20 protein-coding genes are annotated in these 25,918 nt (G+C 72.7%); 14 read left to right on the top strand and 6 right to left on the bottom strand.

The window, feature by feature from the left end:
- Window positions 1-16 precede the first annotated feature (16 nt).
- A complete protein-coding gene (locus tag ACT80S_RS07755; protein WP_377414696.1) occupies window positions 17-802 on the bottom strand; it encodes a GntR family transcriptional regulator in 786 nt (261 codons plus the stop codon).
- Window positions 803-967: 165 nt separating this feature from the next.
- On the opposite strand from ACT80S_RS07755, the gene ACT80S_RS07750 reads away from it, so the two are divergent.
- From ACT80S_RS07750 to ACT80S_RS07715, 8 genes are all read left to right on the top strand, one after another.
- Window positions 968-1,954: a malate dehydrogenase gene (locus ACT80S_RS07750; RefSeq protein WP_377414693.1), complete on the top strand. Its 987-nt coding sequence runs from the start codon at window positions 968-970 to the stop codon at window positions 1,952-1,954.
- 14 nt (window positions 1,955-1,968) lie between these two features.
- Complete coding sequence (locus ACT80S_RS07745) at window positions 1,969-2,949, top strand: HpcH/HpaI aldolase/citrate lyase family protein (protein WP_377414690.1); 981 nt, start codon at window positions 1,969-1,971, stop codon at window positions 2,947-2,949.
- A 2-nt stretch (window positions 2,950-2,951) separates the two neighbouring features.
- Window positions 2,952-3,491, top strand: coding sequence for a hypothetical protein (locus ACT80S_RS07740; protein WP_377414688.1), 540 nt, complete (start codon window positions 2,952-2,954; stop codon window positions 3,489-3,491).
- A gap of 29 nt (window positions 3,492-3,520) precedes the next feature.
- Entirely contained in the window at window positions 3,521-6,106 is a 2,586-nt protein-coding gene (locus tag ACT80S_RS07735; protein ID WP_377414685.1) for a bifunctional aconitate hydratase 2/2-methylisocitrate dehydratase, read from the top strand.
- A gap of 379 nt (window positions 6,107-6,485) precedes the next feature.
- Complete coding sequence (locus ACT80S_RS07730) at window positions 6,486-10,304, top strand: CHASE domain-containing protein (protein ID WP_377414683.1); 3,819 nt, start codon at window positions 6,486-6,488, stop codon at window positions 10,302-10,304.
- An 83-nt stretch (window positions 10,305-10,387) separates the two neighbouring features.
- A complete protein-coding gene (locus ACT80S_RS07725; protein WP_377414681.1) occupies window positions 10,388-10,744 on the top strand; it encodes a DUF2946 domain-containing protein in 357 nt (118 codons plus the stop codon).
- A gap of 51 nt (window positions 10,745-10,795) precedes the next feature.
- Window positions 10,796-13,129 (top strand): TonB-dependent receptor, encoded by a 2,334-nt coding sequence (locus ACT80S_RS07720; RefSeq protein ID WP_377414679.1) that lies wholly within the window; start codon window positions 10,796-10,798, stop codon window positions 13,127-13,129.
- Between the two features lie 16 nt (window positions 13,130-13,145).
- Window positions 13,146-15,233 carry a TonB-dependent receptor gene (locus ACT80S_RS07715; protein ID WP_377414677.1) on the top strand — a complete coding sequence of 696 codons (2,088 nt, stop codon included), beginning with the start codon at window positions 13,146-13,148 and terminating at the stop codon, window positions 15,231-15,233.
- Here the strand turns inward: ACT80S_RS07715 and ACT80S_RS07710 are convergent.
- Entirely contained in the window at window positions 15,227-15,622 is a 396-nt protein-coding gene (locus ACT80S_RS07710) for a DUF2306 domain-containing protein (RefSeq protein ID WP_377414675.1), read from the bottom strand. The genes ACT80S_RS07715 and ACT80S_RS07710 overlap by 7 nt on opposite strands.
- A 286-nt stretch (window positions 15,623-15,908) precedes the next feature.
- Between ACT80S_RS07710 and ACT80S_RS07705 the strand changes: the two genes are divergently transcribed.
- The gene (locus tag ACT80S_RS07705; RefSeq protein ID WP_377414673.1) at window positions 15,909-16,334 is read left to right on the top strand and encodes a hypothetical protein; all 426 of its coding nucleotides are present in this window, start codon (window positions 15,909-15,911) and stop codon (window positions 16,332-16,334) included.
- Here ACT80S_RS07705 and ACT80S_RS07700 read toward each other — a convergent pair.
- Window positions 16,321-17,307, bottom strand: coding sequence for a Bug family tripartite tricarboxylate transporter substrate binding protein (locus ACT80S_RS07700; RefSeq protein ID WP_377414671.1), 987 nt, complete (start codon window positions 17,305-17,307; stop codon window positions 16,321-16,323). The genes ACT80S_RS07705 and ACT80S_RS07700 overlap by 14 nt on opposite strands.
- Window positions 17,308-17,417: 110 nt before the next feature.
- Here ACT80S_RS07700 and ACT80S_RS07695 point away from each other — a divergent pair, with 110 nt between their 5' ends.
- Window positions 17,418-18,521, top strand: a complete 1,104-nt coding sequence (locus ACT80S_RS07695; RefSeq protein WP_377414668.1) for an FUSC family protein — start codon at window positions 17,418-17,420, stop codon at window positions 18,519-18,521.
- A 61-nt stretch (window positions 18,522-18,582) separates the two neighbouring features.
- Here ACT80S_RS07695 and dinG read toward each other — a convergent pair whose 3' ends face one another.
- The 3 genes from dinG to ACT80S_RS07680 are packed head-to-tail and all read right to left on the bottom strand — an operon-like array spanning window position 18,583 to window position 22,424.
- The gene (dinG, locus tag ACT80S_RS07690; protein WP_377414666.1) at window positions 18,583-20,721 is read right to left on the bottom strand and encodes an ATP-dependent DNA helicase DinG; all 2,139 of its coding nucleotides are present in this window, start codon (window positions 20,719-20,721) and stop codon (window positions 18,583-18,585) included.
- Between the two features lie 30 nt (window positions 20,722-20,751).
- Window positions 20,752-21,468, bottom strand: a complete 717-nt coding sequence (locus ACT80S_RS07685; RefSeq protein ID WP_377414664.1) for a hypothetical protein — start codon at window positions 21,466-21,468, stop codon at window positions 20,752-20,754.
- Window positions 21,465-22,424: a LysR family transcriptional regulator gene (locus ACT80S_RS07680; RefSeq protein ID WP_377414662.1), complete on the bottom strand. Its 960-nt coding sequence runs from the start codon at window positions 22,422-22,424 to the stop codon at window positions 21,465-21,467. The genes ACT80S_RS07685 and ACT80S_RS07680 overlap by 4 nt, the downstream gene beginning before the upstream one ends.
- An 87-nt stretch (window positions 22,425-22,511) precedes the next feature.
- On the opposite strand from ACT80S_RS07680, the gene ACT80S_RS07675 reads away from it, so the two are divergent.
- From ACT80S_RS07675 to ACT80S_RS07660, 4 genes are read left to right on the top strand one after another with little or no spacing between them, the layout of a single operon-like run.
- Entirely contained in the window at window positions 22,512-23,201 is a 690-nt protein-coding gene (locus ACT80S_RS07675) for an RraA family protein (protein WP_377414660.1), read from the top strand.
- Between the two features lie 33 nt (window positions 23,202-23,234).
- Window positions 23,235-24,221 (top strand): Bug family tripartite tricarboxylate transporter substrate binding protein, encoded by a 987-nt coding sequence (locus ACT80S_RS07670; RefSeq protein ID WP_377414657.1) that lies wholly within the window; start codon window positions 23,235-23,237, stop codon window positions 24,219-24,221.
- Between the two features lie 3 nt (window positions 24,222-24,224).
- Entirely contained in the window at window positions 24,225-24,896 is a 672-nt protein-coding gene (locus ACT80S_RS07665; RefSeq protein WP_377414655.1) for an RraA family protein, read from the top strand.
- Entirely contained in the window at window positions 24,893-25,873 is a 981-nt protein-coding gene (locus tag ACT80S_RS07660) for a Bug family tripartite tricarboxylate transporter substrate binding protein (RefSeq protein WP_377414653.1), read from the top strand. Before ACT80S_RS07665 ends, ACT80S_RS07660 begins: the two co-directional genes overlap by 4 nt.
- The last annotated feature ends 45 nt before the right edge of the window (window positions 25,874-25,918 follow it).

The following is a 25,918-nucleotide window of genomic DNA, read 5'->3' as shown; positions in this document are numbered from 1 at the left end:
GTTCGCCGAGGTCTTTTCAATTCAGATCGTTGCGGTAGTGGTGCGTATCAGTGCGGTACAGGCCGCGGCGCAGCTCCATAGGAACATCGTTGTACGTAAAAGCCAGACGTTCTACCGACAGCAACGGGCTGCCCTTGTGGACTTGGAGCAACGCCGCCTGCTGCGCGTCGGCCGCGACGGCGCGGATCTTCTCCTCGGCGCGCAGCATGCGCACGCCGAATTCGAGCTCGAACATCGCGTAGGTGGGGCCGCGCCACTCGGCCAGGCGCTCGGCCGAGATGCCCTTGAACGCGGCGCCGGGCAGCCACAGGTCTTCCAGGATGGTCGGCGTGCCGCCGAAGGCCAGCACCCGGCGCACCTGCACCACCGCGTCGCCGGGGCGGATCGCCAGCGAGCGGGCGATGTCGGCGGTGGCGCGCACCCGCCGGCACTCCACGATGGTGCGCTCGGCCGGGCCCTCGCTGACCTGGTCGCCCGAGTCGGGCACCAGCTTGAGGAAGCGGTACTGCGCCTGGTGCTCGGCGTGGGTGGCCACGAAGGTGCCCTTGCCCTGGCGGCGCACCACCAGGTTGCCGGCGGCGAGCTCGTCGATCGCCTTGCGCACCGTGCCCTGGCTCACGCGGTAGCGCGCGGCCAGCTCCATCTCGCTGGGAATGGCCTCGCCCGGCTTCCACTCGCCGGCCTGCAGGCTTTGCAGGATCAGCCCCTTGATCTGCTGGTACAGGGGGCTGAAGGCGGGCGTGGCGCCGCCGTCCTGGGGCAGGGCGGCGGGGTCGGCCGGTTGGGAGGAGGTGGATGCCATGGACGGTGCGTGAACAGCGCAAATCATATCTTATATAAGACATAAGACAAATTGACCCTGCGGCGTTTTCGGCGCTACACTCGCCGGCTGTCGCAGGTGCGCGCGCGCCTGCGCCGGCGCCGCTTGCGCCGGCCCTGATTTCTTATCACTTCACCGGAGATTTCCATGAGCAAGAAACCCGTTCGCGTCGCCGTCACCGGCGCTGCCGGCCAAATCGGTTACGCCCTGCTGTTCCGCATCGCCTCCGGCGAGATGCTGGGCAAGGACCAGCCCGTCATCCTGCAACTGCTCGAAATCCCCGACGAGAAGGCCCAGAAGGCCCTGCGCGGCGTGATGATGGAGCTCGAGGACTGCGCCTTCCCGCTGCTGGCCGGCATGGAAGCCCACGCCGACCCGATGACCGCCTTCAAGGACACCGACTACGCCCTGCTGGTCGGCGCCCGTCCCCGCGGCCCCGGCATGGAGCGTGCCGACCTGCTGGCCGCCAACGCCCAGATCTTCACCGCCCAGGGCAAGGCCCTGAACGCCGTCGCCTCGCGCAACGTCAAGGTCCTGGTCGTGGGCAACCCCGCCAACACCAACGCCTACATCGCCATGAAGTCCGCGCCGGACCTGCCGCGCGAGAACTTCACCGCCATGCTGCGCCTGGACCACAACCGCGCCGCCTCGCAGATCGCCGCCAAAACCGGCGGCAAGGTCGGCGAGATCGAGAAGCTGACCGTGTGGGGCAACCACTCGCCCACCATGTACGCCGACTACCGCTTCGCCACCATCGGCGGCAAGTCCGTCAAGGACCTGATCAACGACCAGGTCTGGAACGCCGACGTGTTCCTGCCCACCGTGGGCAAGCGCGGCGCCGCCATCATCGAGGCGCGCGGCCTGTCCTCCGCCGCCTCCGCCGCCAACGCCGCCATCGACCACATGCGTGACTGGGCCCTGGGCTCCAACGGCCAGTGGGTCACCATGGGCGTGCCCTCCAACGGCGACTACGGCATCCCCAAGGACGTCATGTTCGGCTTCCCCGTCATCACCAAGGACGGCAAGTACGAGATCGTCAAGGGCCTGGAAATCGATGCCTTCAGCCAGGAACGCATCAACAAGACGCTGAAGGAACTGCAGGACGAGCAGGCCGGCGTCGCCCACCTGCTGTAAACCGCGTACCCGCAGTGCATCCGCGTAGCGTCCTCCTCGGCGCCCAGGCGCGTGCCGGCGTCCTGCCGGTCTGTGACCACTACAGCGGCGTCGAGGCGCGGATGCGGAAAAGCCTCCAGCTCCAGGCCGAGATGGCCGAGGAGTTCGGCGCCTGCGTCTTCGACGTCACGCTCGATTGCGAAGACGGCGCGCCGGTGGGAGGCGAGGCCGACCACGCCGCCCTGGTGACCGAGCTGGCCCTGGCCAGCGCACCGGGTGCGCGCGTCGCGGTCCGGGTCCACGCGGTGGACCATCCGGCCTTCGAGGCCGACATCGACCACATCGCCAGCCGGGCCGGCTCCCGCCTGTGCCACCTCATGATCCCGAAAGTGGAGTCGGTCGCCGACATCGAGCGCGCGGTGCGCGCCGTCGATGCCGCCGGCGCCACGTCGCTGCCCCTGCATGCGCTGGTGGAATCCCCCGCCGCGGTGCACCGCGCCTTCGACATCGCCGCGCACCCGCGCGTGCAGTCCATCAGCTTCGGCCTGATGGATTTCGTTTCCGCCCACGGCGGGGCCATCCCCGGCGAGGCCATGGGCGTCGCCGGCCAGTTCACGCACCCCCTGGTGCTGCGCGCCAAGATGGAGATCGCCTCCGCCTGCCACGCGCACGGCAAGGTGCCCTCCCACTGCGTGGTCACCGAGTTCAAGGACAAGGCCGCCTTCGCGCAGGCCGCGCGCCGCGCCTCGCGCGAGCTGGGCTACACCCGCATGTGGAGCATCCACCCGGACCAGATCCGCGTGCTGCTCGAGGTCTTCGCCCCCGGCGAGGACGAGATCGACACCGCCAGCCAGATCATCTCGGCCGCGGTGGCCGCCGACTGGGCACCGATCAGCCACGGTGGCAAACTCGAAGACCGGGCGAGCTACCGCTACCACTGGCAGGTGCTCGAGAAGGCGCACCAGACCGGACGCGCCCTGCCCGAATCCGTGAGGCAGTGGTTCCAGGAGCCGTGACCATGAAGGCCATCCTCGTGTTGCTCGCCGCCGCCATGCCCGCGCTGGCGATGGCCCAGTCCGCCGCCGCGCCCAAGGCGCCGGCACGGCCCGCGATCAAGCCTCCGGTCGCCGCCTCGCTGGCCCCCGGCGCGGTCAAGGCCGTCGAGGAGCGCACGCCCATCGAGGACGAGCCCACCCACGACCTCTCCCCGCTGGAGCTCGAAGTGGCACGCGCCGTGCATGTCGGCGAGATGCAATGCGAACTCGGCGGCAAGGTCACGGTCCGGGCGCTGAAGCGCGAAGGCTACTTCCTGGTGTCCACCAACAAGGGCCTGCGTTTCCGCATGCACCCGGCCGAGAGCCGCACCGGCGCGATCCGCCTGGAGGACCCCAAGCGCGGCGCGATGTGGCTGCAGCTCGGGAACAAGTCCATGCTCATGAGCCAGAAGCTGGGCCAGCGCCTGGCCGACGAGTGCCAGAGCCCCGAGCAGGTCACCTTCGCCCAGGCCCTGAAGACCAACCCGCCGCCCAGCCTGCTGGACCCGGCGCCGAAGAACTGACAACCCCTTTCAATCCCAACGGAGCAACCATGCTGCAAGCCTATCGTGACCACGTCGCCGAACGCGCCAAGCTCGGCATCCCGCCGCTGCCGCTGTCGGCCAAGCAGACCGCCGAACTGATCGAGCTGCTGAAGAACCCGCCCGCAGGCGAGGAGCAGGTCCTGGTCGACCTGATCACGCACCGCGTGCCGGCCGGCGTGGACGACGCCGCCAAGGTCAAGGCCTCCTACCTGGCCGCCGTGGCCCACGGCACCGAGAAGTGCGCCCTGATCTCCCGCGCCAAGGCCACCGAGCTGCTCGGCACCATGCTGGGCGGCTACAACATCAGCCCCCTGATCGACCTGCTGGACGACGCCGAAGTCGGCCAGGTGGCCGCCAACGGCCTGAAGAACACCCTGCTGATGTTCGACCAGTTCCATGACGTGCAGGAGAAGGCCGCCAAGGGCAACGCCAACGCCAAGGCCGTGATGCAGTCCTGGGCCGACGCCGAGTGGTTCACCAGCCGCCCCGAAGTGCCCAAGAGCCTGACCCTGACCGTGTTCAAGGTGACCGGCGAAACCAACACCGACGACCTGTCGCCCGCCCCGGACGCCTGGAGCCGCCCCGACATCCCGCTGCACGCCCTGGCGATGCTGAAGAACGCCCGCCCCGGCATCACCCCCGAGGAAGACGGCAAGCGCGGCCCGATCAAGTTCATCGAGGACCTGCGCGCCAAGGGCCACCTGGTGGCCTATGTCGGCGACGTGGTGGGCACCGGCTCCTCGCGCAAGTCGGCCACCAACAGCGTGCTGTGGTTCACCGGCCAGGACATCCCCTTCGTCCCGAACAAGAAGTTCGGCGGCGTCTGCCTGGGCTCCAAGATCGCCCCGATCTTCTACAACACCATGGAAGACGCCGGCGCGCTGCCCATCGAGCTCGACGTGAGCAAGATGGACATGGGCGACGTCATCGAGCTGCGCCCCTATGAAGGCAAGGCCCTGAAGAACGGCGAAGTCATCGCCGAGTTCACCGTCAAGTCCGAGGTCCTGTTCGACGAAGTGCGCGCCGGCGGCCGCATTCCGCTGATCATCGGCCGCGGCCTGACCGCCAAGGCGCGCGAGGCCCTGGGCCTGCCGCCCTCCACGCTGTTCCGCCTGCCCCAGGCCCCGAAGGACACGGGCAAGGGCTTCACGCTGGCCCAGAAGATGGTCGGCCGCGCCTGCGGCCTGCCGGAAGGCCAGGGCATCCGCCCGGGTACCTACTGCGAGCCGCGCATGACCTCCGTGGGTTCCCAGGACACCACCGGCCCGATGACCCGCGACGAGCTGAAGGACCTGGCCTGCCTGGGCTTCTCGGCCGACCTGGTGATGCAGTCCTTCTGCCACACCGCCGCCTACCCGAAGCCGGTGGACGTCAAGACGCACCACGAGCTGCCCGATTTCATCTCCACCCGCGGCGGCATCTCCCTGCGCCCCGGCGACGGCGTGATCCACTCCTGGCTGAACCGCTTCCTGCTGCCCGACACCGTGGGCACCGGCGGCGACTCGCACACCCGCTTCCCGATCGGCATCTCCTTCCCCGCCGGCTCCGGCCTGGTGGCCTTCGCCGCCGCCACGGGCGTGATGCCCCTGGACATGCCGGAGTCCGTGCTGGTGCGCTTCAAGGGCCAGATGCAGCCCGGCGTCACCCTGCGTGACCTGGTCAACGCCATCCCCCTGGCCGCGATCCAGCAGGGCCTGCTGACCGTGGAGAAGAAGGGCAAGAAGAACATCTTCTCCGGCCGCATCCTCGAGATCGAGGGCCTGCCGGACCTGAAGGTGGAACAGGCCTTCGAGCTCTCCGACGCCTCCGCCGAGCGCTCCGCCGCCGGCTGCACGGTGCACCTGAACAAGGAGCCGGTGATCGAGTACATCAACAGCAACATCACGCTGATGAAGTGGATGATCGCCAATGGCTACTCCGACGCCCGCACCCTGCAGCGCCGCATCGCCGCCCAGGAAGCCTGGCTGAAGGACCCGCAGCTGCTCAAGGGCGACGCCGACGCCGAGTACGCCGCCGTGATCGAGATCGACCTGAACACGATCACCGAGCCGATCGTGGCCTGCCCGAACGACCCGGACGACGTGAAGACCCTGTCCGACGTCGCCGGCGCCAAGATCGACGAAGTGTTCATCGGCTCGTGCATGACCAACATCGGCCACTTCCGCGCCGCTTCCAAGCTGCTCGAAGGCAAGCGCGACATCCCGGTCAAGCTGTGGGTCGCCCCGCCGACCAAGATGGACCAGCACCAGCTGACCGAGGAAGGCCACTACGGCGTGTTCGGCCAGGCTGGCGCCCGCACCGAAATGCCCGGCTGCTCGCTGTGCATGGGCAACCAGGCGCAGGTGCGCGAAGGCGCGACGGTGATGTCCACCTCCACCCGCAACTTCCCGAACCGCCTGGGCAAGAACACCAACGTGTACCTGGGCTCCGCCGAACTGGCCGCCATCTGCTCCAAGCTGGGTCGCATCCCGACCAAGCAGGAGTACCTGGAGGACATCGGCGTGATCAACGCCAACGGCGACAAGATCTACCAGTACATGAACTTCGACCAGATCGGCGAGTACAAGGAAGTGGCGGACAAGGTGGCGGCGTAAGCCTCATTCCTCCTTGCGAAGAAGCGGCCTGCGGGCCGCTTTTTTCATGGCGGCCGGCCACGGCGCAGTTGTCCCCGGCGCCTGTGGGCGAGGCTGTGGACAGGTTCATGAAGAACCCCTGGAAGCCGCGCCAGGCTTGGGTTTCCACGCGATGCCCAATTAATGGGCAGGTACTCGCTCCCCGTTCGGCATGTCGGTGCTCCAGACCCGCCTGCCGCGCACGCTGCGCCTGATTACGGGCGCTGCGGGCCCGCCGGCCCGCGCAGGGGCCGGCCGCATCGTCCACTTCAAGTTCCGGCGCGCCCTGCCGAAAGCACGGCCATGAGCCTGTGCGCCGTCCCCGTTCCCACCCGCCACTGGCGCCCCGGAGGTCCCTGACATGCCGACGCCGTCCGGGGAGGGGCCCGCCAGGCTCGCGCCCTCCATGCTCCTGCGGCGCGCCGTCGCCCGCCTCGGCGCGTGGGGCGTTCCCCTGATCCTGCTGCTCGGCGTCTCGCTGACGGCCTGGGTGGCCGTGGCCACCGAACGCGCCGCCCGCGTGCGCTCGGTCCAGACCTTCGAGGGCCACGTGGACCGGCTTGCGCACGAGATCGTCCGACGCATCGAGCGCGCGGAAAACGGCTTGCGCGGGCTCAGCGGCGCGGTGGCACTGCGCCCGGGGATGACCGCCGACGAGTTCCGCCGCGCCCTCGATCGTCGCAACCTGTGGCACGAGTTCCGAGGCATCCGCGGCTTCGGGCTGGTCGTGCGGGTGGAGCGTGACCGGCTGAAGGCCTTCGTCGACGCGCAGCACGCGGCGGGCCGGCCGGCCTTCCAGGTGAAATCCCGCGGCGCGCAGCCGGACCTGTACCTGGTGAAGTACATCGAGCCCCTGGCGGCCAACGAGGCCGCCCTGGGCTTCGACCTGGGCGCCGACCCGGTGCGCCGCACCACCATCGATCAGGCGCTGTCCAGCGGGCTGACCACGCTCACGCCCCGGGTCACGCTGCTGCAGGACCAGCAGGGCGGCCCGGGATGGGTGGCGCTGCTGCCGGTGCGGGAGGACAGCGCCGACGGCTCCGGGCGGCTGGTGGGCCTGCTGCACGCCGCCATCGTGGCCAGCGAGATCCTCGGCGACCTGCAGGCCTTCACCGACTTCATGCTCGATTACCGTCTCTACGACGGCCTGCCCGCCGAGGGGCGGCTGATGTCGGATTCGCAGGGCCTGGTCGACGCCGCGGTGCTCACGCGGGGCGAGGGTGGCTATGCCGGCCGCACGATGCAGGGCGAGCGTTCGTTCCGCGTCGGGGAGCGCCTCATGACGCTGCAGGCCGCGGCCAAGCCGCGCCTGCATCCCACCGTGCTGGGCCTGTCGCCAGGCACGGTGACGGTGGCCGTCGCCGGCACCGTCATCACGCTGGTGGTGGCGATGCTCGCCGGCCTGATTGCCCAGGGCCGGGCCCGGGCCCTGGCCCTGGCGCACCGCATGACCGCGGACCTCGAGCGCGCCTCTGTCGACCTGGCGCGCGGCAACGAGCGCCTGCACGCCGTGCTGGACAACCTGCCTTGCGGCCTGAGCGTGTTCGACAAGGACCTGCGCGTCGTCGCGCAGAACGCCTTCCTGCACCGGCTGCTGGGATTGCCGGAGGGCGAGGTGGTGCCGGACCTCGCCATCTCCACGCTCCTGTACCGCGTCGAGGCGGACGGCGAACCGGCGAATGCCGAGGCCTGGGTCCCGATCACCGAAGCGCACCGCTTCGAGCGCCAGCTGCCCGACGGACGCCTGCTGGAGATCCACGCCGGGCCGATGCCCGACGGCGGCTTCATCCTCACCTACGTGGACCACTCGGCGCGCCGCCAGGCCGAGGCCGCGCTGCGTGCCAGCGAGAACCTGATGCGGCTGGTCACCGACAGCATCCCCGGGCGCGTTGCGTACTGGGACAGTGCCGGCCGCTGCCGCTTTGCCAACTCCGAGTTCCTGGCCGGCCACGCGCACAAGGGGCTGCCCATGCCGGGCTGCCACTGGACCGAGCTGTATGGCGACTGCGCCGACCAGCCCGAGCGGCCGGACCGCATCCGCGCAGCCCTGGGCGGCGAGCGCCAGACCTTCGAGAGAACCGGGCCCGACCCTGGCGGCCCGGTGCGCACCCGCCAGGTCCACTACATCCCCGACGTGGCGGACGGGCGCGTCCAGGGCTTCTTCGCCATCGGCCTGGACGTCACCGAGATCCGCCAGGCCCGCGACGACGCGCTGCGCGCCAGCGAGGCCAAGAGCCGCTTCGTGGCCAACATGAGCCACGAGCTGCGCACCCCCATGAACGCGGTGCTGGGGATGCTGCAGCTGGTGCAGCACACCCCGCTGACGGGGCAGCAGGAGGACTACATCCGCAAGGCCGAGGGCGCGGCCCAGGCCCTGCTCAGCGTCCTCAATGACATCCTGGACTTCTCCAAGGTCGAGGCCGGCAAGATGACGCTGGACCCGCGCGCCTTCGAGGTCGACGCGCTGCTGCGGGACCTCTCGGTGATCCTGGCGACCGCGGTCGGGGCCAAGCCGGTCGACGTGCTGTTCGACCTGCACCCGCAGCTGCCGGCGCGCCTGGTAACCGACGACATGCGCCTGCGCCAGGTGCTGATCAACCTGGCCGGCAACGCGATCAAGTTCACCGAGCGGGGCTCGGTGGTGCTGTCCGTGGCGCCGGTGGCGCGGGACGGCAGCACGGTGTGCGTGGAGTTTTCGATCCGCGACACCGGCATCGGCATCGCGCCGCGCCAGCTGCAGCGGCTGTTCGAGGACTTCGGGCAGGCCGAGGCCTCGACCACGCGGCGGTTCGGCGGCACCGGCCTGGGCCTGGCGATCAGCCGGCGGCTGGTGGCCCTGCTGGGGGGCGAGCTGCGCGTGGAAAGCCGTGCCGGCGAGGGCAGCCGGTTCTTCTTCCGCCTGGACCTGCCGGCCGCGCCCGACGACGGCGCCGCGCCGCCGCCGCACCGCCGCGTGCTGGTGGCAGACCCGCGCGCCATCACCCGCGAGGCCCATGCCGCGATGCTGCGCGCGCTGGGCTGGGATGTGGTGGAGGCGGGCACTGCGGACGAGGCAATCGCGCGCGCGCTGGAAGGCGGCTGGCATGCCGTCTTCATCGACTGGCTCATGGACCGCGAGGTCGCCCTGGAGACCGCGCGCCGCATCGGCGACGCGCTGGGCGACGACGGCCCGCCGGTGATCGTGCTGGGGACGGCCGAGGTCCAGGAGCTGGTGGCCCAGCTCGAGCCGCAGCGGCGGCGGCACCTCGCGGCCTGCCTCACCCGGCCGGTGACGCCGCGGCTGCTGGCGCAGTGCGTCGATGCGCCGCGCGCGCCGCGCCAGGCCCCGGCGCAGCCGGACGACCTGCCCCTGGCGGGCCTGCGGCTGCTGGTGGCCGAGGACAACGAGAACAACCAGATGGTGGCCCGCGAGCTGCTCTCGCGGCAGGGGGCGCGCGTGGACATCGCGGTGGACGGCGTCGAGGCGGTGGAGAAGGTCCGCGCCGGCGGCTACGACCTGGTGCTGATGGACTGGCAGATGCCGCGCATGGACGGCCTGCAGGCGACGCGGGCCATCCGCCGCATCGAGGGCTTCGCCGACCTGCCGATCGTGGCCATGACGGCCAACGCCATGGAGTCCGACCGCCGCGAGTGCCTGGAGGCGGGCATGACCGACCATGTGGCCAAGCCCTTCGTGCTGCGCGAGCTGGTGGCGGTGCTGCGCGCCCATGCGCGCCCCGGGGTGCCGGCCGCGCCGCGGGGCGACCTGCCGGCCCCCGCGCCTGTGCCCGTGGCGAAGGCGCCGCAGGAGGCGCCTGGCTCGGCGGACATGCCGGCCGCGACCGAAGCGCGCGATGGGACGGCGCCCCGGGAGGCGCTCCTGGACCGGGCGGGCGCGGTCGAGAGCCTGGGCGGCATCGAGTCCCTCTACGACGAGCTGCTGCCGTTGTTCCGCGCCGAGGCCCCACGCACGCTGGCGATGCTGGTGGAGGCCTGCCGCAGCGGCGCGCAGCAGGACGCGGTGCGCCTGGCGCACACGCTCAAGGGCACGGCCGGCACCGTGGGCGCGCGGCACCTGGCCCGCGTCTGCAAGGAGACCGAGGACGTGATGGCACGCATGCATGCGCCCCAGGACGCCACCGTGGCCCTGCAGGCGCTGGGCGAGGCCATCGACCTGACGCTGGCGGCCATGCCTGCCTGAGCCGGGGAGGGCGCGCCCGGCGTCGCACGCGTGCGGGACAAGCGCGGCCTGGCCTGCGTACCCCCGGCATAATCCCGCCTCCCATGTTCTCCCGCCTGCGCGCTCGCCACCTCACCCTGCTCGTGTTGGCATGGTTCGTCGTGGCGCTGGGCGTGGCGGCGGCGGCGCCGTCGGTCCACCCGCCGCCGCTGGATTGGGTCTGCTCCGCCAGCGGCGATGGCCGTTGGGTCGTCCACGAGGAGGGCGATGCGGCTGCCGCCAAGGCGCACTCCGTTCAGTGTGCGCTGTGCCTGTCCGTGGCGGCGCCGCCGCCGACAGTCGCTGCGGCGCATGGCGTCGCACCGGCCGCGCCCGGCTTCCTTGCCTGGCGTGGCGACCGGCCGACCGGCCCGCGGGCCGGGGCGCCGCTGCCGCCACGCGGCCCGCCCACCCGCGCCTGATCCCGCCGTGCCGGCGCCTAGGCGCCGGCTCCTTGGAATCCAGGAGCCCCCATGCAGAAATTTTCCCTGGCCGCCGCCCTGGCTGCGGCCGGATGCCTCGCGCCGCACGCCCGCGCGCAGGCGAATGACGAGCCCGCCCGGTCCCTGGGCGTGGTCACCATCACCAGCGGCGCGCCCACCTCGCTGCCCACGCAGATTCCCGCCACCGTCGAGGGCATCACCCGCGCCCAGATCGAGCGTGACATCAACGCTACCGACAGCGGGGACGCGCTCAAGTACCTCCCCAGCCTGCTGGTGCGCAAGCGCTACGTCGGCGACTACAACCACGCCATCCTCTCCAGCCGCGCCTCCGGCACCGGCAACAGCGCGCGCTCGGCGGTGTATGCCGACGGCATCCTGCTGTCCAACTTCCTGGGCAACGGCGTCGGCGGGCTGTCCTTTCCCCCGCGCTGGGGCCTGGTGACGCCCGAGGAGATCGAGCGGGTCGACGTGATGTACGGCCCGTTCTCCGCCGCCTACCCCGGCAACTCGGTGGGCGCGGTCGTGGAGTACACCACCCGCATGCCCACGCGCTTCGAGGCGCATGGCAAGGCGGGCCTGAGCCGCCAGCCCTTCGAGTACGGCGGCACGCAGGCCGCCTACCGCAGCTGGCAGGCCAGCGCCTCGGCGGGCAGCCGCGCCGGCGACTGGGCCTGGTGGTTCAACCTGCACCGCACCGAGGCCGAGGGCCAGCCCCTGACCTTCGCCACGCGCCTGCTCGCCAGCGGCACGCCGGGCGGCACGGGCACCCCGGTGACCGGCGCGGTCCTCGGGCGCAACGGCGCCAACGCGCCCTGGTACCTCCTGGGGGCAGCCACGCAGTACACCTCGCGGCAGGACCATGCCAAGGCCAGGCTGGCCTACGACTTCAGCCCGACGCTGCGCGCCACCTACACGGTCGGCGCCTGGCAGAACGACGCCGAGGGGCGGCCGGCGTCCTGGCTGCGCGACGCCGCGGGCCGGCCGGTCACCAGCGGCCCCATCCACATCGACGGCCGCAGCTTCGCGCCCCTCTCGGGCGCCGACTTCCCGCTCACGCGCGAGTCCCTCACCCACGTGAGCCAGGGCCTGGCGCTCAAGCGCCACACCCAGGGCGAGTTCGACTGGGAGATGGCGGCCAGCCGCTACCGCTACGCGCGCGACCTCAAGCGCCAGAACGCGGCGAACAACCCGCTGCCCGCCGCCGAGGCGGGCGGCGCCGGCACGGTGGCCGACGGCAGCGGCACCGGCTGGACCACCCTGGCCGTCAAGGGCACCTGGCGGCCGGTGGGCGCGCAGGGCCGCCACGTGGTCGATGCCGGCCTGCAGCAGGACAGCTTCGCGCTCGACTACCGCACCCGCGGCACGGCGGGTTCGTGGATCGACGGCGAGCCCGGCCCGCTGGTGTCGGACACCGGCGGGCGCACCCGCCTGCGCAGTGCCTGGGCGCAGGACACCTGGGCCTTCGCGCCGCGCTGGAAGGCGGTGCTGGGCGGGCGCCTGGAGCAGTGGTCCGCCGAGGCGGGGCGCACGCGCATCCCGGGCGCGGTGCCCGCGGTGGATGCCGCCTGGCCCTCGCGCGAGGCGACCTTCTTCTCGCCCAAGGCGGCCGTCTCGTGGCAGTGGCAGCCCGGCACCGTGCTCAAGGCGGCCCTGGGCCGCGCGGTGCGCATGCCCACGGTGGCCGAACTCTATGGCGCGACGTCCACCGCCAACGCGCGCTACATCAACGACCCCGCGTTGCGCCCCGAGCGCTCGTGGACCGGCGAGCTGAGCGCCGAGAAGGACCTGGGCCAGGGCCTGCTGCGCGTGACCGGCTTCGCCGAGGACACGCGCGACGCGCTGTACTCGCAGGCGCTGTTCGACCCCGCGGCCAACCTCAACGTCACCCGCGTGCAGAACGTGGGGCGCATCGCCACGCGCGGCGTGGAGGCGGCCGCCACGGCCTGGGACGCCCTCGCGCGCGGCCTGGACCTCACCGCCAGCCTCACCTGGGCCGACTCGCGGATCCGCGAGAACGCCGGCTTCGTCGCGGTGCCGGGCGACACGCTCGGCAAGCGCCAGCCCAACATCCCGCGCTGGCGCGCCGCCGCCACCGCCAGCTACCGCTGGACGCCCGAGTGGACGACGACCCTGGCCGCCCGCTACAGCGGCACCCAGTACCGCACCCTGAACAACAGCGACGTGAATGGCTTCACCTACATGGGCGTGAGCCGCTTCCTGGTGCTGGACCTGCGCGTGCGCCACCAGCTGACGAAGACCACCGCGCTGGCCTTCGGCATCGACAACCTCACCGGCGAGCGGTACTGGAATTTCCATCCCTATCCGCAGCGCAGCCTGTTCGCCGAGATGAAGGTGGACCTTTGAAGGCGCGCCCGTGCGCATGAGGCCGGGTCGGCGCCTGCGGCCCGCGGTGGCGGTCGTGTTCGCGGCGGCCGCCGCCGGCGTGTCCGCGCAGGCCGGGCCCTCGTTGCCTGAGGTCACCATCCAGGGCCACTACGACACCGCGGTCGGCGCGTTCGACGCGGCCAGCGCCGGCGTCGCCACCGCCACGCTGATCGAGCGACGGCCGACACTGCGCCCCGCCGAGGTGCTGGAGTTCGTCCCCGGCCTGGTGGTGACGCAGCACTCCGGGGCCGGCAAGGCCAACCAGTATTTCCTGCGCGGCTTCAACCTGGACCACGGCACCGACTTCGCGACCTGGGTCGACGGCATGCCGGTGAACATGCCCTCGCATGCCCACGGCCAGGGCTACTCCGACCTGAACTGGCTGGTGCCGGAGCTGGTGGACCGCATCGGCTTCCGCAAGGGCCCCTACGACGCGCAGGACGGTGACTTCTCCTCCGCCGGCTCGGCCCGCCTGCAGCTGCGCGACACGCTGGCCCGCCCGGTGGCCGAGGTCACCGGGGGCACGTGGCGCCACGCGCGGGTCCTGCTGGCGCAGAGCCGCGCGCTCGGGCGCGGGCAGCTGCTGCATGCGCTCGAGGGCTCGCACGGCGACGGCCCATGGCAGCGGCCCGAGCAGGCCCGTCGCAGCAACGCGGTACTTCGCTACAGCGAGGCGGACGGACCGCAGCGCTGGTCGCTCACCGGCATGGGCTACCGCGCCGGCTGGTACGCCACCGACCAGGTGCCGCAGCGCGCGCTGGCCGCGGGCCGGGTGGACCGCTTCGGCACGCTCGACCCCACCGACGGCGGAACGACCGCGCGGTCCAGCCTGTCCTGGAACTGGCAGCGCCAGGTGCGCGACGGGCAGTGGCAGGCCTCCGCCTACACGATCCGCTCGCGCCTCGACCTGTACTCCAACTTCACCGGGTGGCTGCTGCACCCGGCCGACCTGCCCGGCGTCGATGCCGCAGGCGTGCGCGGCGACCAGTTCGCGCAGTCCGAGCGGCGCGCCGTCCTGGGCGGTGCGGTGAGCCGGCGCTGGGACACCGCGCCGGGCGGGCGCGACGGCACCACCACGCTGGGCCTGCAGGTGCGCCGGGACCGCATCGACCCGGTGGGCCTGCATGCCACCGAGGCGCGCGAACGGGTGGCCTTGATCCAGGAGAGCCGAGTGCGGCAGTCCTCCCTGGGCGTGCACCTGGCCAACGACACGCAATGGCTGCCGTGGTTGCGGGCGGTGGCCGGCGTGCGCGGTGACCGGTTCGATTTCGATGTGGCCAGCTCCCTGGCCGACAACAGCGGCCGCCGTGCGGCGTCCATCGTCTCGCCACGGCTGGCGCTGGTGCTCGGTCCGTGGTCGGCGACCGAGGTGTTCGTCAACGCGGGCACCGGCTTCCACAGCAACGACGCCCGCGGCACGGTGGCCCGCCTGGCGCCGCGCGAGCGGCTGCCCGTGGAGCCGGTCACGCCGCTGGTGCGCTCGCGCGGGGCCGAGCTGGGGCTGCGCACGCAGGTGCTGCGGGGGCTGCAAAGCTCGCTGGCGCTGTGGCAGCTGCGCCTGGCGTCCGAGCTGGTGTTCTCCGGCGATGCCGGTGACACCGCCCCCAGCCGCGCCAGCCGCCGGCGCGGCCTCGAGTGGGACATCCATTGGCGCGTCGTGCCATGGCTGCAGTGGGACCTGGCGATGGCGTGGTCCCGCGCGCGCTTCACGCAGCCCGACCCGGCGGGCGACGCGGTGCCCGGGGCGGCGGGGCGGGTGGCATCGCTGGGCGCCACGGTCAGCGGGCCGGGCGCGTGGTCCGGCCATGTGCAGCTGCGCCATGTCGGCCCGCGCCCATTGGTGGAGGACGGCTCGCAGCGGTCGTCGCCGTCCACGCTGGCCCAGGTCCGTGTCGCCTACCGCCTCACCCCGCAGACGCAGTTCCGGGTGGACGTGTTCAACCTGTTGAACCGCAAGGCCAGCGACGTCGAGTACTTCTACGCCTCCCGGCTCCGCGGCGAGGCGCCGGGTGGCGTGGAGGACCTGCACCTGCACCCGGTGGAGCCCCGCTCGGTGCGCGTGACGGTGTCGACGACCTATTGAAGCAGGCCCAGGCCCGAGAGGAGGGCCTGGCCGAGCCGGCGGTTCGGCAGCAGCGTGAACAGGCCGGTGACGACCAGGGCGGCGAAGTAGAGCGTGACCATCGTCCCCCGGTGGCGCGCCACCTGCCCCCGGTGCGCGAACACCAGGCCCGTGGCCAGCATCGCCAGCGTGAACACGGACAAGGCGTGGATCCAGCCGAAGCCGCGGTCGCGGATTCCGAAGGACAGGAGCGCGACGAGTGCCATCAGGACGACCCAGGTCCAGCCCAGGCGGCGGTGGCCCGCGGTGCCCTTGCGCCGCGCGAGCACGGCGCCACCGAGCAGCAGCGCCGCGGCGGCGGCCGAGGCATGGGCAATGATCAGCGGGGTCCACGCGGGGGAGGTTGTCATGGGTGGGGCCTGGGCGACGGTCGATGGCCGCTGGCGGGGCGAGGATCCTGCCTGGCGCCGCAGTGCGTCAACGCCGGCGGGGCGGACCGCCGGAGCCGCCGCAGCCGCCAGTCAGGCCCCCGGCGGCGTCCGCGGAAGTTGCCCCCAGCGCCTGTGGGCGAGGCTGTGGACAGTCCCAGGGAAAACCCTCGGAAGCCGCGCCGGTGCTGGGCTTCCACGCAATGCCTAAAAAACGGGCAGGCCGCGCCTGCGTCGGGCGGGCATCGCGGGAGGCCATACTCCGCCCATGATTCGAACCTGCGGGCGGGCCCTGGTGGCCTGGTGTGCGGTGCTGGCGCTGGCCTTCGTGAACGGTGCCCTGCGCGAGCTGGCGCTGGTCCCCGTCATGGGGCCGCGCGGTGCGCTGGTGGCCAGCGGCCTCGTCCTGTCGCTGGCGATCCTGGGCGTGGCGCTGGCCACGGTGCGGTGGATCGGCCCGGTCTCGGCCGGCCAGGCCCTGGCGGCGGGCAGCCTGTGGCTGGCAGCGACGCTGGCCTTCGAGTTCGGTTTCGGCGCGCTCGTGCAGCACCGCACGATGGGCGAGATGCTGGCCGCCTATTCGCCGGACGCCTGGCGCGCGGGGAACCTCTGGCTGGCCGTGCTGGGCGTCACCTGGGGGGCGCTGCCGCTGGCGTGGCGCGTGCGCCTCGCGGCCCCGCTCAATCCGGCCTGATCTTCCCCCGCACCACCACGTCCTTCCACCGCGCCTGCTCCTTCGCGATGAAGGCCGCGAACTGCGTGCCCGGCCCGCCGTCGACGACCGCGCTCTCCGCGGCGAAGCGCTCGGCCACCGCCGGCATGCGCAGGGCCTTGAAGCACTCGCGCTGCAGCCGCTCCAGGATCTCGGGCGGCGTGCGCGCGTGGGCCAGCATGCCGTACCACTGCACGGTCTCGAAGTCGGGGTAGCCCATCTCGGCCACCGTGGGCACGTCGGGCAGCACCGGCACGCGCTGGCGGGTGCCGGTGGCGATGCAGCGCAGGGCGCCGCTGCGAATGTGCTGCAGCAGCGCCGGCGTGCCCGCCGAGAACACCTGCAGCCTGCCCGCGAGCAGGTCGGTGAGGGCGGGGCCGGTGCCGCGGTAGGGAATGTGCGTCATGAAGGTGCCGGTCGCCAGCTTCAGGCACTCCATCGCCAGGTGGCCCGCGCTGGCGTTGCCCGCGGAGCCGTAATTGAGCTGCCCGGGCCGCGCCTTCGCATAGGCGATGAAGGACTTGAAGTCCTGCACCGGCACGTCGCGGTGCACGACGAACAGGCTGGGCACCTTGACCAGCAGCGTCACCGGCGCGAAGTCGCGGTTCACGTCGTAGCCGGTGTCCTTGAAGATCAGCGGGTTCACCGCCAGCGAGCCCACGTGGCCCAGGATCACGGTGCTGCCGTCGGCCGGCGACCGCGCCACGTCCTGCATGGCCGGGACGCCGCCGCCGCCGGCCTTGTTGTCCACCACCACCGGCACGCCCAGCTGCGACGTCAGTTCGGTGGCCACGGCGCGGCCCACGATGTCCGAGGTGCCGCCGGGCACGAAGGGCACGACGAAGCGGATGCCCTTGGCCGGCGGCCACGCGGCCTGGGCGCGCGCGGGCCAGGGCGCACCGGCGGCGAGGGCGGCGGCCCCCAGGGCCTGGAGGGTGGCGCGGCGAGTGGTCATGCGGCGGGCCGGCGCGGGCCGGGAAAGTTGCGTTGGCAGCGACTCTACGCGGCGCCCGCGCCGGGCGCCGCCGCGCAGGTGACACGCGAGGCCCGCCGATAATCCCGCGGATGAACCGCCTCCCTCGCCTGCGCGCCGCCCTCGGTCGGGCCCGGGGCGTGGTGGCGGCCGAGTGGCGCCACCTCACCACGCTCACGGCCAGCGAGCGCCCGCTGGCGATGCCGCTGGCCGCGGCCCTGGCCACCGGCCTGCCGATCTTCATCGGCGCGGCGGCGGGTCACCTCGGCAACGGCCTGGTCGCCTCGCTCGGCGGCCTGGTGTTCCTCTACCTGCCCGGCACCCCGCTGGCGCACCGCATGGCCTGGCTCATGGCCTGCGCCTTCGGCCTGGTGGCCTGCTACACCCTGGGGGTCCTGAGCCACCTGTATGCGCCGCTGACGCTGCCCCTGCTGACCCTGATCACCATCGCGGTGACCATGGTGTGCCGCTTCTACGCGGTGCCGCCGCCGGGCGGCCTGTTCTTCGTGATGGCGGCGGCCATCGGCGCCTACACGCCCAGCTCCCTGCGCGAGGCGCAAACGCACATCGGCCTGCTCACCATGGGTTGCGTGCTGGGCGTGGTCATCGCCTTCGCCTACAGCCTGCTGCGGCTGCGGCGCGCGCCGCCCGTGCCGGCGCCGCCGCTTCGGCCCGACTTCGATTTCGTGGTCGTCGACGCGGTGGTGATCGGCGCCTTCGTCGGCCTCTCGCTCGCCCTCGCGCAGCTGCTGCAGCTGCCCCGCCCCTACTGGGTGCCCGTGAGCTGCCTGTCGGTGATCCAGGGCGTCTCGCTGCGGGCGGTGTGGGTGCGGCAGTTCCACCGCATCCTTGGCACCGCGGCGGGCCTGGCGGTCTTCGGGGCGCTGGCCACGCTGTCGCTGGGGGACTGGGGCATCGCCGCCCTGCTGACCCTGCTGGCCTTCATCGTCGAGACCCTGGTGGTGCGCCACTACGGCCTGGCCGTGGTGTTCATCACGCCGATGACGATCCTGCTGGCCGAGGCCGCGCAGCTCGGGAGCCAGCCGCCCGAGGCGCTGATGATGGCGCGCCTGGTCGACACCGTGGTCGGCTGCGCGGTGGGCCTGGCCGGCGGCATGTGCCTGCACAACGCCCGCTTCCGTGCGGTGGTGGGCGCCGCGCTGCGCAAGGCGGTGCCGAGGTACTCCGGTCTCTGACGGCGAGGCCGCCTTCGCCTGCGGGTCCCCGGGGCCCCGCGGGCGGCGGCAGGGCGCCGCCTCAGCCCGCCGGCACCACCTCCACCGGGTAGGGCGGCAGCCCCGCCAGGATGCGGCGGCCGTAGGCCTGCTCGGTGATGCGCCGGTCGAAGATGGTGATGCGCGCGGTATCCGTCTCGGTGCGGATGCCGCGGCCGGTCCACTGCAGCAGGCGCACGCCGGTCTCGGGCACCACCAGGTCGGAGAAGGCGTTGCCGCCGTTGGCCTCGACGTAGTCGGCGCGGGCCTCGCCCACCGGGTCGTCCGGGCTGGCGAAGGGCAGCTTGGTGATCCACAGCTCGCGGCACAGGTCGCCGGGCAGGTCCAGCCCCTCGCCGAAGGAGGCCAGCCCCAGCAGCGCGCTGGGCTGGCCGGCGCGCACCCGGCGCGCGTGTTCCGCCACCAGCGCGCCGCGCGGGCGCGCGCCCTGCACCAGCACGCGGTCACGCAGGCGCTCGCCCAGCGCCTCGACGGCCTGGTCCAGGTGCCGGCGCGAGGTGAAGAGGGCCAGCCCGCCGCCCTGCAGGGCCTCGATCTCGCGGACCAGCAGGGCCACCACCTCGGCGTTGAAGGCGGCCAGGTCCTTGGGCGAGGCGCGCGTCTGGCGCACCACGATGCGGCCCTGGCGCGCGTAGTCGAAGGGGCTCTTCACCGCCAGCGAGGTCACCGCCGGGTCGCGCGAGAGGCCGGCCTCGGACAGGAAGAAGCCGAAGCTGCCGCAGCTGGTGATGGTGGCCGAGGTCAGCACCGCGCTGCGCACGCGGGACCACAGGTTCTGCCGCAGCAGGTCGCCGGGCAGGATGGGGCAGGCATGCAGCTTGATGCCCAGGAAGCTGCCGTCGGTGTCGACCGAGCACCACTTGGCGGTGCGGCGGGCGGCGTCGCCCTCGGCGAGCAGGCCCTCGGCCGCCTCGCGGGTGGCGGTGAGGTGCGGCGCGAAGCCACCCAGCGCCGCGAACATCGCGGTCAGGCGGGTGGCGCCGGGGTTGTCCCGCATGCGGCTTCGCAGCTCGGTGGCCAGGGCGTTGGCGGCATTCATCAGCGTGGCCGCGTGCGCGGCGACCTGCCGCAGCGGCTCGCGCAGCAGCTCCTGCACCTCGGCCTCGTCGAGCCGGCGCGCGCCGGTGGGCACCGGCTCGTCGCGGCCCAGGTGCTCCACCAGCACGCGGGCCAGCTCGGTGAGGGCGGTGCGCAGCTCGCGCGCGGCGGGCTCCACCGGCTGCGTGAGCGTGACCTCGAGTTCCGCCGCCACGCCGGCCAGGGCGCGCGGCGCCTTGTCCAGCCAGCGCAGCCGGCTCAGGTCCATGCTCGCGGCGAACTGCTCCACCGCCTTGCGGGGCAGGTGGTGGGCCTCGTCGATCACCAGCAGGCTGTCGGAGAGCTCGGGCAGCACGCGCGCGTTCATGCTGGCCAGGAGCAGGTCGTGGTTGGCGACGATCACGTCGGCATCGGCCAGCTTGCGGCGGGCGCGGTAGTAGGCGCATTCGTCGAAGTGCGCGCAGGCCTTGACCGTGCAGGTGTGGCGCTCGGCCGCCACCGGCGCCCAGTCCTCGGGCGGGGGCGGGGCGGGCAGGGTGTCGCGGTCGCCGTCCCAGCCGGCGGCGACGGCGTCGGCCAGGCCGCGGTAGAAGCGCACCCGGGCCTCGTGCGCGTCACCCGAGGGGGTGGGTGCGGGCGGGTCGTCGCCGAAGTCCAGCAGGTCCTGCGTGCCGGTCTCGATGAGGGCGTGGCGCAGCAGCTTGTCCTGGCAGACGTAGCGGCCGCGGCCCTTGGCCAGGGCGAAGGTGAAGCGCACCGGCGCCACGGCGGCGAGGGCGGGCAGGTCCTTCTCGAGCAGCTGCGACTGCAGGGCCACGGTGCTGGTGGAGATCACCAGCCGGGTGCCACGCGCCTTGGCAATCGCCGCACCGGCGCTGATGTAGGCCGCCGACTTGCCCACGCCGGTGCCGGCCTGGACCACGGCGATGGCGCAGTCCGGGTCGCCGGCCACCTCGCCCAGTTCGCCGCGCGCCAGCGTGCGCGCGACCTCCTGCGCCATGGCGCGCTGGCCCTCGCGGGCGCGAAAGCCCTCGAGCCGCCCGATGAGGCCGTCGTAGGCGGCCAGGCCCAGGGCCTCCCAATCCGATGCTTTTCCTGTCTCGATCACGCCCGAGTCTCTCATGGCGGCGGGGGCGCCCGGGCGTCGTCCGCCTCAGCCGTCCAGGTGCGGCAGCAGCGCCTTCGCGGCCTCGATCCGCAGGGCCATCTCCACCGCAGGGTCGTTCATCACCCGGCGCAGGAAGGCGCGCGGCGCCAGCGTCTCGCCCTCGCACGCCGTGGCCGTGGCCGTGGCGGGGCCGGCCAGTCCCGCCGCGGCGCCCGGGGCGGCCGCGGCCGGTGCCTGGCCGAGGCGCGCGAGCGCCTGCTCGAACCCGCGCAGCGGGATCGGCTCCAGACGCGAGAGCAGGTCGGCCTGGGCGTCGGGCCCGGCGGGCTGGTCGAGCCACGGCTCGTCGTCGAACAGGGGGGCGAGGTCGCGCGCCACGAAGGCGGACCAGCGGTCCGCGGCCACCGGCTGGGGCGGGAAGTCCGGCAGGGCGCTGGCGCCGGGTGACGGCGCGGCCCGCACGCGTGAAGCGGGCTGGCCGGCGAGGAAGCGGCGCCGCAGGCCCTCGAGGAAGGCCGCCGCCCGGCCCGCATCGACCGGCGCGGCCAGGGAGAACCACAGCTGCAGGCCCTCACCGCCCGTGACCGCGATGGCGGGCGCCGGCAGCTCCAGGTCGGCCTGCACCCCCTGCCACACCGGGGCGAGGCCGCTCCAGGCCTCCGGCCCGCCGAGTTCGAGCACCATCGCCCGGACCGAGCCCGCTGGCGCGGCGGGATCGTCCACGAGGTAGAGGCGGCGCAGTTCGGCTTGCAGTCGGTTCATCGTTCGTTCGTCTCGCGCGGGGTCGGCGCCGCCGACTCTACCGCCAACGGCGTCGCCCGGGCCGGCGCGGCCAGCTGCCCGCGCAGGATCGCCAGGAAGGCATCGGCCAGCGGGTTCGCGCTGCCGGTCTTGCGCACCGCGATCACCTTGCTGGCCGCGGCGATGCCGGTGAGCGGCAGGAAGCGGATGTCGGTGCGGTTGTTGGCCGCCACGCTGCGGCCCACCACCGTCGCCCCGAGGCCCGCCGCCACCAGGCCCAGGGCGGTGTGGATCTCCTTGGCCTCGTGGCCGATGCGGGGCATGGAGCCGGCGGCCTGCAGCGCCGCCAGCACCTGGCGCGAGAAGTGGCTGTTGGCGCTGCCGGGGTAGGTGATGAAGGGCAGGGCGTCGAGGTCCGCCGGGACCAGGGCCGCGCGCGCGGCCAGCGGGTGCTGCAGGGGCACGGCGGCCACCAGCGGGTCGTCGAACAGGTCGGCATAGGCGAGGTCCGGTTCGCGGGCGAACTCGCCGAGCACGCGCGCCACGCCCAGGTGGATCGCGCCGCTGCGCAGGCTCGCGGCCTGGTCCTCGGTGAGGATCTCGAGCAGCTCGATGCGCACGTCCGGGAAGGCGGCCTGCATCGCCCGCACCGCGTCCGGCAGTACCGAGAAGATCGTGGAGCGGGTGAAGCCGATGCTGAGCCACCCCAGCTTGCCCGCCGCCATGCCGCGCGCCTCGCGCTCCAGCCGGCTCGCCGCCGCCAGCAGCTCGCGCGCCTTGGGGTAGACGAACTCGCCCAGCGCGGTGAGCGCCATCGGGCGCGAACCGCGGTCGAACAGGGGGCCGCCCAGGGTGTCCTCCAGCTGCGCCAGCTGCATGCTGATCGCGGTGGGCGCGACGAACAGGCGCTGCGCCGCGGCCCGGGCATTGCCGGCTTCCACGATCTCGCAGAAGTAACGCAATTGCCTTAAGTTCAATTTGATTGATCCTATGTTCAGAAATCGGCGGTTGAATTCAGTTTAACGGCACAAGAAGATGGCGCCCGTGTTCCCCAACGCCCTCCCATGACCACCGACGACATCCTCCGGGCCGACTGGTTCCAGCAGGCCCGCCAGCTCTCCACCGCCGAAGTCTCCGACGCGCTCGACGCGCTCGGCCTGCCGGGCAGCGCACTGGGCATCCGTCCCATCGCCGGCCCGGCGCGCCTGTTCGGCCTGGCCTTCACCGTGCGCTTCGCGCCCATCGACCGCTTCAACCCCGGCACCGTGGGCGACTTCATCGACACCCTCGCGCCCGGCACGGTGGCCGTCCTGGACAACGGCGGCCGGCTCGACTGCACCGTGTGGGGCGGCATCCTCAGCCGCCTGGCCGCGCACAAGGGCCTCGCCGGCACGGTGGTCCACGGCGTGTGCCGCGACACCGCGGAGGCCGACGAGGCCGGCTACCCGCTCTATGCCAACGGCCGCTTCATGCGCACCGGCAAGGACCGGGTGCAGGTGGAGGCCTACGAGCAGCCGGTCATGCTCGGCGACGTGCGCGTGTGCCCCGGCGACCTCGTGGTGGGCGACGCGGACGGCGTGGTCGTGGTGCCGCGCCAGCGCCTGCAGGAGGTGCTGACCCGCGCGCTCGCCACGCGCGCGGTGGAGGACCGGATCCTGCAGGCCGCCCTCGAGGGCCTGCCGCTCACCGAGGCCCGCAAGAAGTTCAAGTACCACACGCTGCAGCGCGCCGAGGCCTCCCCGCTGGGGGCCTGAGGCGCGCGCGACCGACGCCAGGAGACATTTCCCATGAAGACCCCGCGTACCCTGTCCTCGCTTCCCGCGCTCTGCGCCGGCCTGCTGCTGGCCCTGGCCGCTACCGGCGCCGCCGCCCAGTCGGCCTACCCGTGTGCCACCGTGAAGCTGATCTCGCCGTACCCGCCGGGCGGCACCACCGACATCCTGGCCCGCCTGGTGCAGCCGGGCCTGGCCCGCGAGCTGGGCACCACGGTGATCGTGGAGAACAAGGCCGGCGCCAGCAGCAACATCGGCACCGAGTTCGTGGCCACGTCCGCGCCCGACGGCTGCACCCTCCTGCTTGGCAACAACACCGGCGTGGTGATCAACCGCAACCTGTACAAGCTGCGGGTGGACCCGGTGCAGGGGCTGGCCCCCGTCGGCGCCGTGGCCTCGGTGCCGCTGGTGCTGTACGTCAACGCCGGCGTGCCCGCCGCCAACCTGGGCCAGCTGGTGGACCTGGCGCGCAAGAGCCCCGGCAAGTTCAGCTACGCCTCCGGCGGCAGCGGCAGCCCGCAGCACCTCATGGGCGAACTCCTCAAGCTCGAGAAAGGGCTGGACATCACCCACATCCCGTACAAGGGCCAGGGCCCGGCGATGCAGGACGTGGTCGCCGGCCAGGTGCAGATGGCGTTCGAGACGACCACGGTCATCGCGCCGCAGGTGGCCTCGGGCCGCGTGCGCGCGCTGGCCACCACCGGCGCGGTGCGCTCCAAGGTCATGCCCGACGTGCCGACGATGAAGGAGCTGGGCATGCCCGACTTCGTCACCGAGAACTGGTACGGCGTGTTCGCCGCCGCCAAGACGCCGCCGGCCCTGGTGCAGCGGCTGAACGCGGCCCTGAACAAGGTGATCGATGGCAAGGACGTCCAGGCCACCCTCGACAAGATGGGGTCCAGCGACGTCAACGGCACGCCCGACGCCTTCTCGAAATTCATCGCGCGCGAGCTGCCCCTGTGGGAGACCGTCGTGAAGCGCTCCGGCGCCAAGGTAGACTGAACCATGACCCTTTTCACCGGCATCATCATCCAGCCCCGCGTCGACGGCGACACGGTGGCCGTGGAGGCCCTGCGCGGCCTGCCCACCTCCGTCATCGGCGACGTCATGGGCGGCCGCCTGGTCGGCACCACCGCACTGCGCCCCATCAACCGCTCGCCGGTCTCCACCTGCGGCAACGCCCTCACCGTGCGCGTGCGCGCCGGCGACAACCTCCTGATCCACAAGGCGCTCGACATGCTCGAGCCCGGCGACGTGCTGGTCGTCGACGGCGAGGGCGACACCTCGCGCGCCCTGGTCGGCGAGATCATGATGACCTCGGCGCGGGTGCGCCGCGCGGTGGCCTTCGTCATGGACGGCGCCATCCGCGACGCCGACGCCTTCGAGCAGCACCAGTTCCCGTGCTGGGCCCGCGGCATCAGCCTGCGCGGGCCCTACAAGGAGGGCCCCGGCAGCATCAACGTGCCGGTGACCATCGGCGGCATGCTGGTGAACCCCGGCGACATCATCGTCGGCGACGGCGACGGCATCATCGCCGTGCCGCGCGCGGTGGCCGCCGAGGTGGCGCGCCTGGCCCAGGCCAAGGTCGCCCACGAGCAGGAAACCATCGCCGCCATCCTGGGCGGCACGTACTCGTCGGCCTGGGTCGACGCCGCGATCTCGCAGAAAGACAAATGAACGCGCACTCCCTGAAGCTCTCGCGCCGCGGCGCGATCGTCGGCGCCGCACTGGCGCTCTCCTGCGGCCTCGCCGCGGCCGCCTGGCCTAGCGACAACCGCCCGGTGAAGATCCTCGTGCCCTGGCCCACCGGCGGCGCCACCGACCAGGTGGCCCGCATGCTGTCGCAGCCGCTGTCGCAGGCCCTGGGCGTGCCGGTGGTGGTGGAGAACAAGGCCGGCGCCGGCGGCGTGCTCGGCACGCAGCAGTTCGTCAAGGAGAAGGCCGACGGCCACACCATCCTCCTGGCCACCAGCTCGACCAACGCCGCCGCGCCGCACCTCTACGCGAAGCTGGGCTACGACCCGGTGACCGACTTCACCCCGGTGGTCTCGCTGTGCGAGATCCCCAACGTGATGGTGGTGCCCGCCAAGTCCCCCTGGGCCTCGCTGAAGGACCTGGTGGCCGCCGCGAAGAAGGAGCCGGGCAAGTACACCTATGGCTCGGCCGGCATCGGCGGCTCGCAGCACCTGGCGGGCGCGCAGTTCAAGACGGCCTCGGGCGTGGACGTGCGCCACGTGCCGTACAAGGGCAGCGGCCCGGCCGCCCAGGACCTCATCGCCGGCCACATCGACATGATGATCGACACCGGTTCGCTGGGCAGCATCCGCGGCGGCCTGCTGCGGCCGCTGGCGGTGGCCTCCGACAAGCGCCTGCCGGCGCTGCCGGACGTGCCCACCTTCAAGGAGGCTGGCACGCCCATGATCGCCTCCGCCTGGTACGGCCTGATGCTGCCGGCCAACGCGCCGGCCGACGCCGTGGCGCGCCTGAACGCCGAGGTGAACAAGATCCTGCGCAACCCGGAGATCAACGCCAAGCTGACCGGCATGGGCGCGATCGTCCTGGGCGGCACGGCGCAGGAGTTCGGCCGCTTCTCCGTGGCCGAGATCAAGCGCTACGAAGGCATCGTGCGCGACTCGGGCGCGCCGAAGGAGTAAGCGGCCCGCCCGCGCTGTCCGCGCGGGCCGGGGCGCTCGCGCCGG

The organism is Ramlibacter sp. MAHUQ-53 (genome assembly GCF_052600055.1).
The sequence above is the reverse complement of the archived record's forward strand: the minus strand, read 5'-3'. Positions and strand labels throughout refer to the sequence as shown.

Coding starts and splice junctions, on each gene's coding strand:
- ACT80S_RS07755 (WP_377414696.1), bottom strand. CDS start 802: ATGGCATCCACCTCCTCCCAACCGGCCGACCCCGCCGCCCTGCCCCAG.
- ACT80S_RS07750 (WP_377414693.1), top strand. CDS start 968: ATGAGCAAGAAACCCGTTCGCGTCGCCGTCACCGGCGCTGCCGGCCAA.
- ACT80S_RS07740 (WP_377414688.1), top strand. CDS start 2,952: ATGAAGGCCATCCTCGTGTTGCTCGCCGCCGCCATGCCCGCGCTGGCG.
- ACT80S_RS07735 (WP_377414685.1), top strand. CDS start 3,521: ATGCTGCAAGCCTATCGTGACCACGTCGCCGAACGCGCCAAGCTCGGC.
- ACT80S_RS07730 (WP_377414683.1), top strand. CDS start 6,486: ATGCCGACGCCGTCCGGGGAGGGGCCCGCCAGGCTCGCGCCCTCCATG.
- ACT80S_RS07725 (WP_377414681.1), top strand. CDS start 10,388: ATGTTCTCCCGCCTGCGCGCTCGCCACCTCACCCTGCTCGTGTTGGCA.
- ACT80S_RS07720 (WP_377414679.1), top strand. CDS start 10,796: ATGCAGAAATTTTCCCTGGCCGCCGCCCTGGCTGCGGCCGGATGCCTC.
- ACT80S_RS07715 (WP_377414677.1), top strand. CDS start 13,146: ATGAGGCCGGGTCGGCGCCTGCGGCCCGCGGTGGCGGTCGTGTTCGCG.
- ACT80S_RS07710 (WP_377414675.1), bottom strand. CDS start 15,622: ATGACAACCTCCCCCGCGTGGACCCCGCTGATCATTGCCCATGCCTCG.
- ACT80S_RS07705 (WP_377414673.1), top strand. CDS start 15,909: ATGATTCGAACCTGCGGGCGGGCCCTGGTGGCCTGGTGTGCGGTGCTG.
- ACT80S_RS07700 (WP_377414671.1), bottom strand. CDS start 17,307: ATGACCACTCGCCGCGCCACCCTCCAGGCCCTGGGGGCCGCCGCCCTC.
- ACT80S_RS07695 (WP_377414668.1), top strand. CDS start 17,418: ATGAACCGCCTCCCTCGCCTGCGCGCCGCCCTCGGTCGGGCCCGGGGC.
- dinG (WP_377414666.1), bottom strand. CDS start 20,721: ATGAGAGACTCGGGCGTGATCGAGACAGGAAAAGCATCGGATTGGGAG.
- ACT80S_RS07685 (WP_377414664.1), bottom strand. CDS start 21,468: ATGAACCGACTGCAAGCCGAACTGCGCCGCCTCTACCTCGTGGACGAT.
- ACT80S_RS07675 (WP_377414660.1), top strand. CDS start 22,512: ATGACCACCGACGACATCCTCCGGGCCGACTGGTTCCAGCAGGCCCGC.
- ACT80S_RS07670 (WP_377414657.1), top strand. CDS start 23,235: ATGAAGACCCCGCGTACCCTGTCCTCGCTTCCCGCGCTCTGCGCCGGC.
- ACT80S_RS07665 (WP_377414655.1), top strand. CDS start 24,225: ATGACCCTTTTCACCGGCATCATCATCCAGCCCCGCGTCGACGGCGAC.
- ACT80S_RS07660 (WP_377414653.1), top strand. CDS start 24,893: ATGAACGCGCACTCCCTGAAGCTCTCGCGCCGCGGCGCGATCGTCGGC.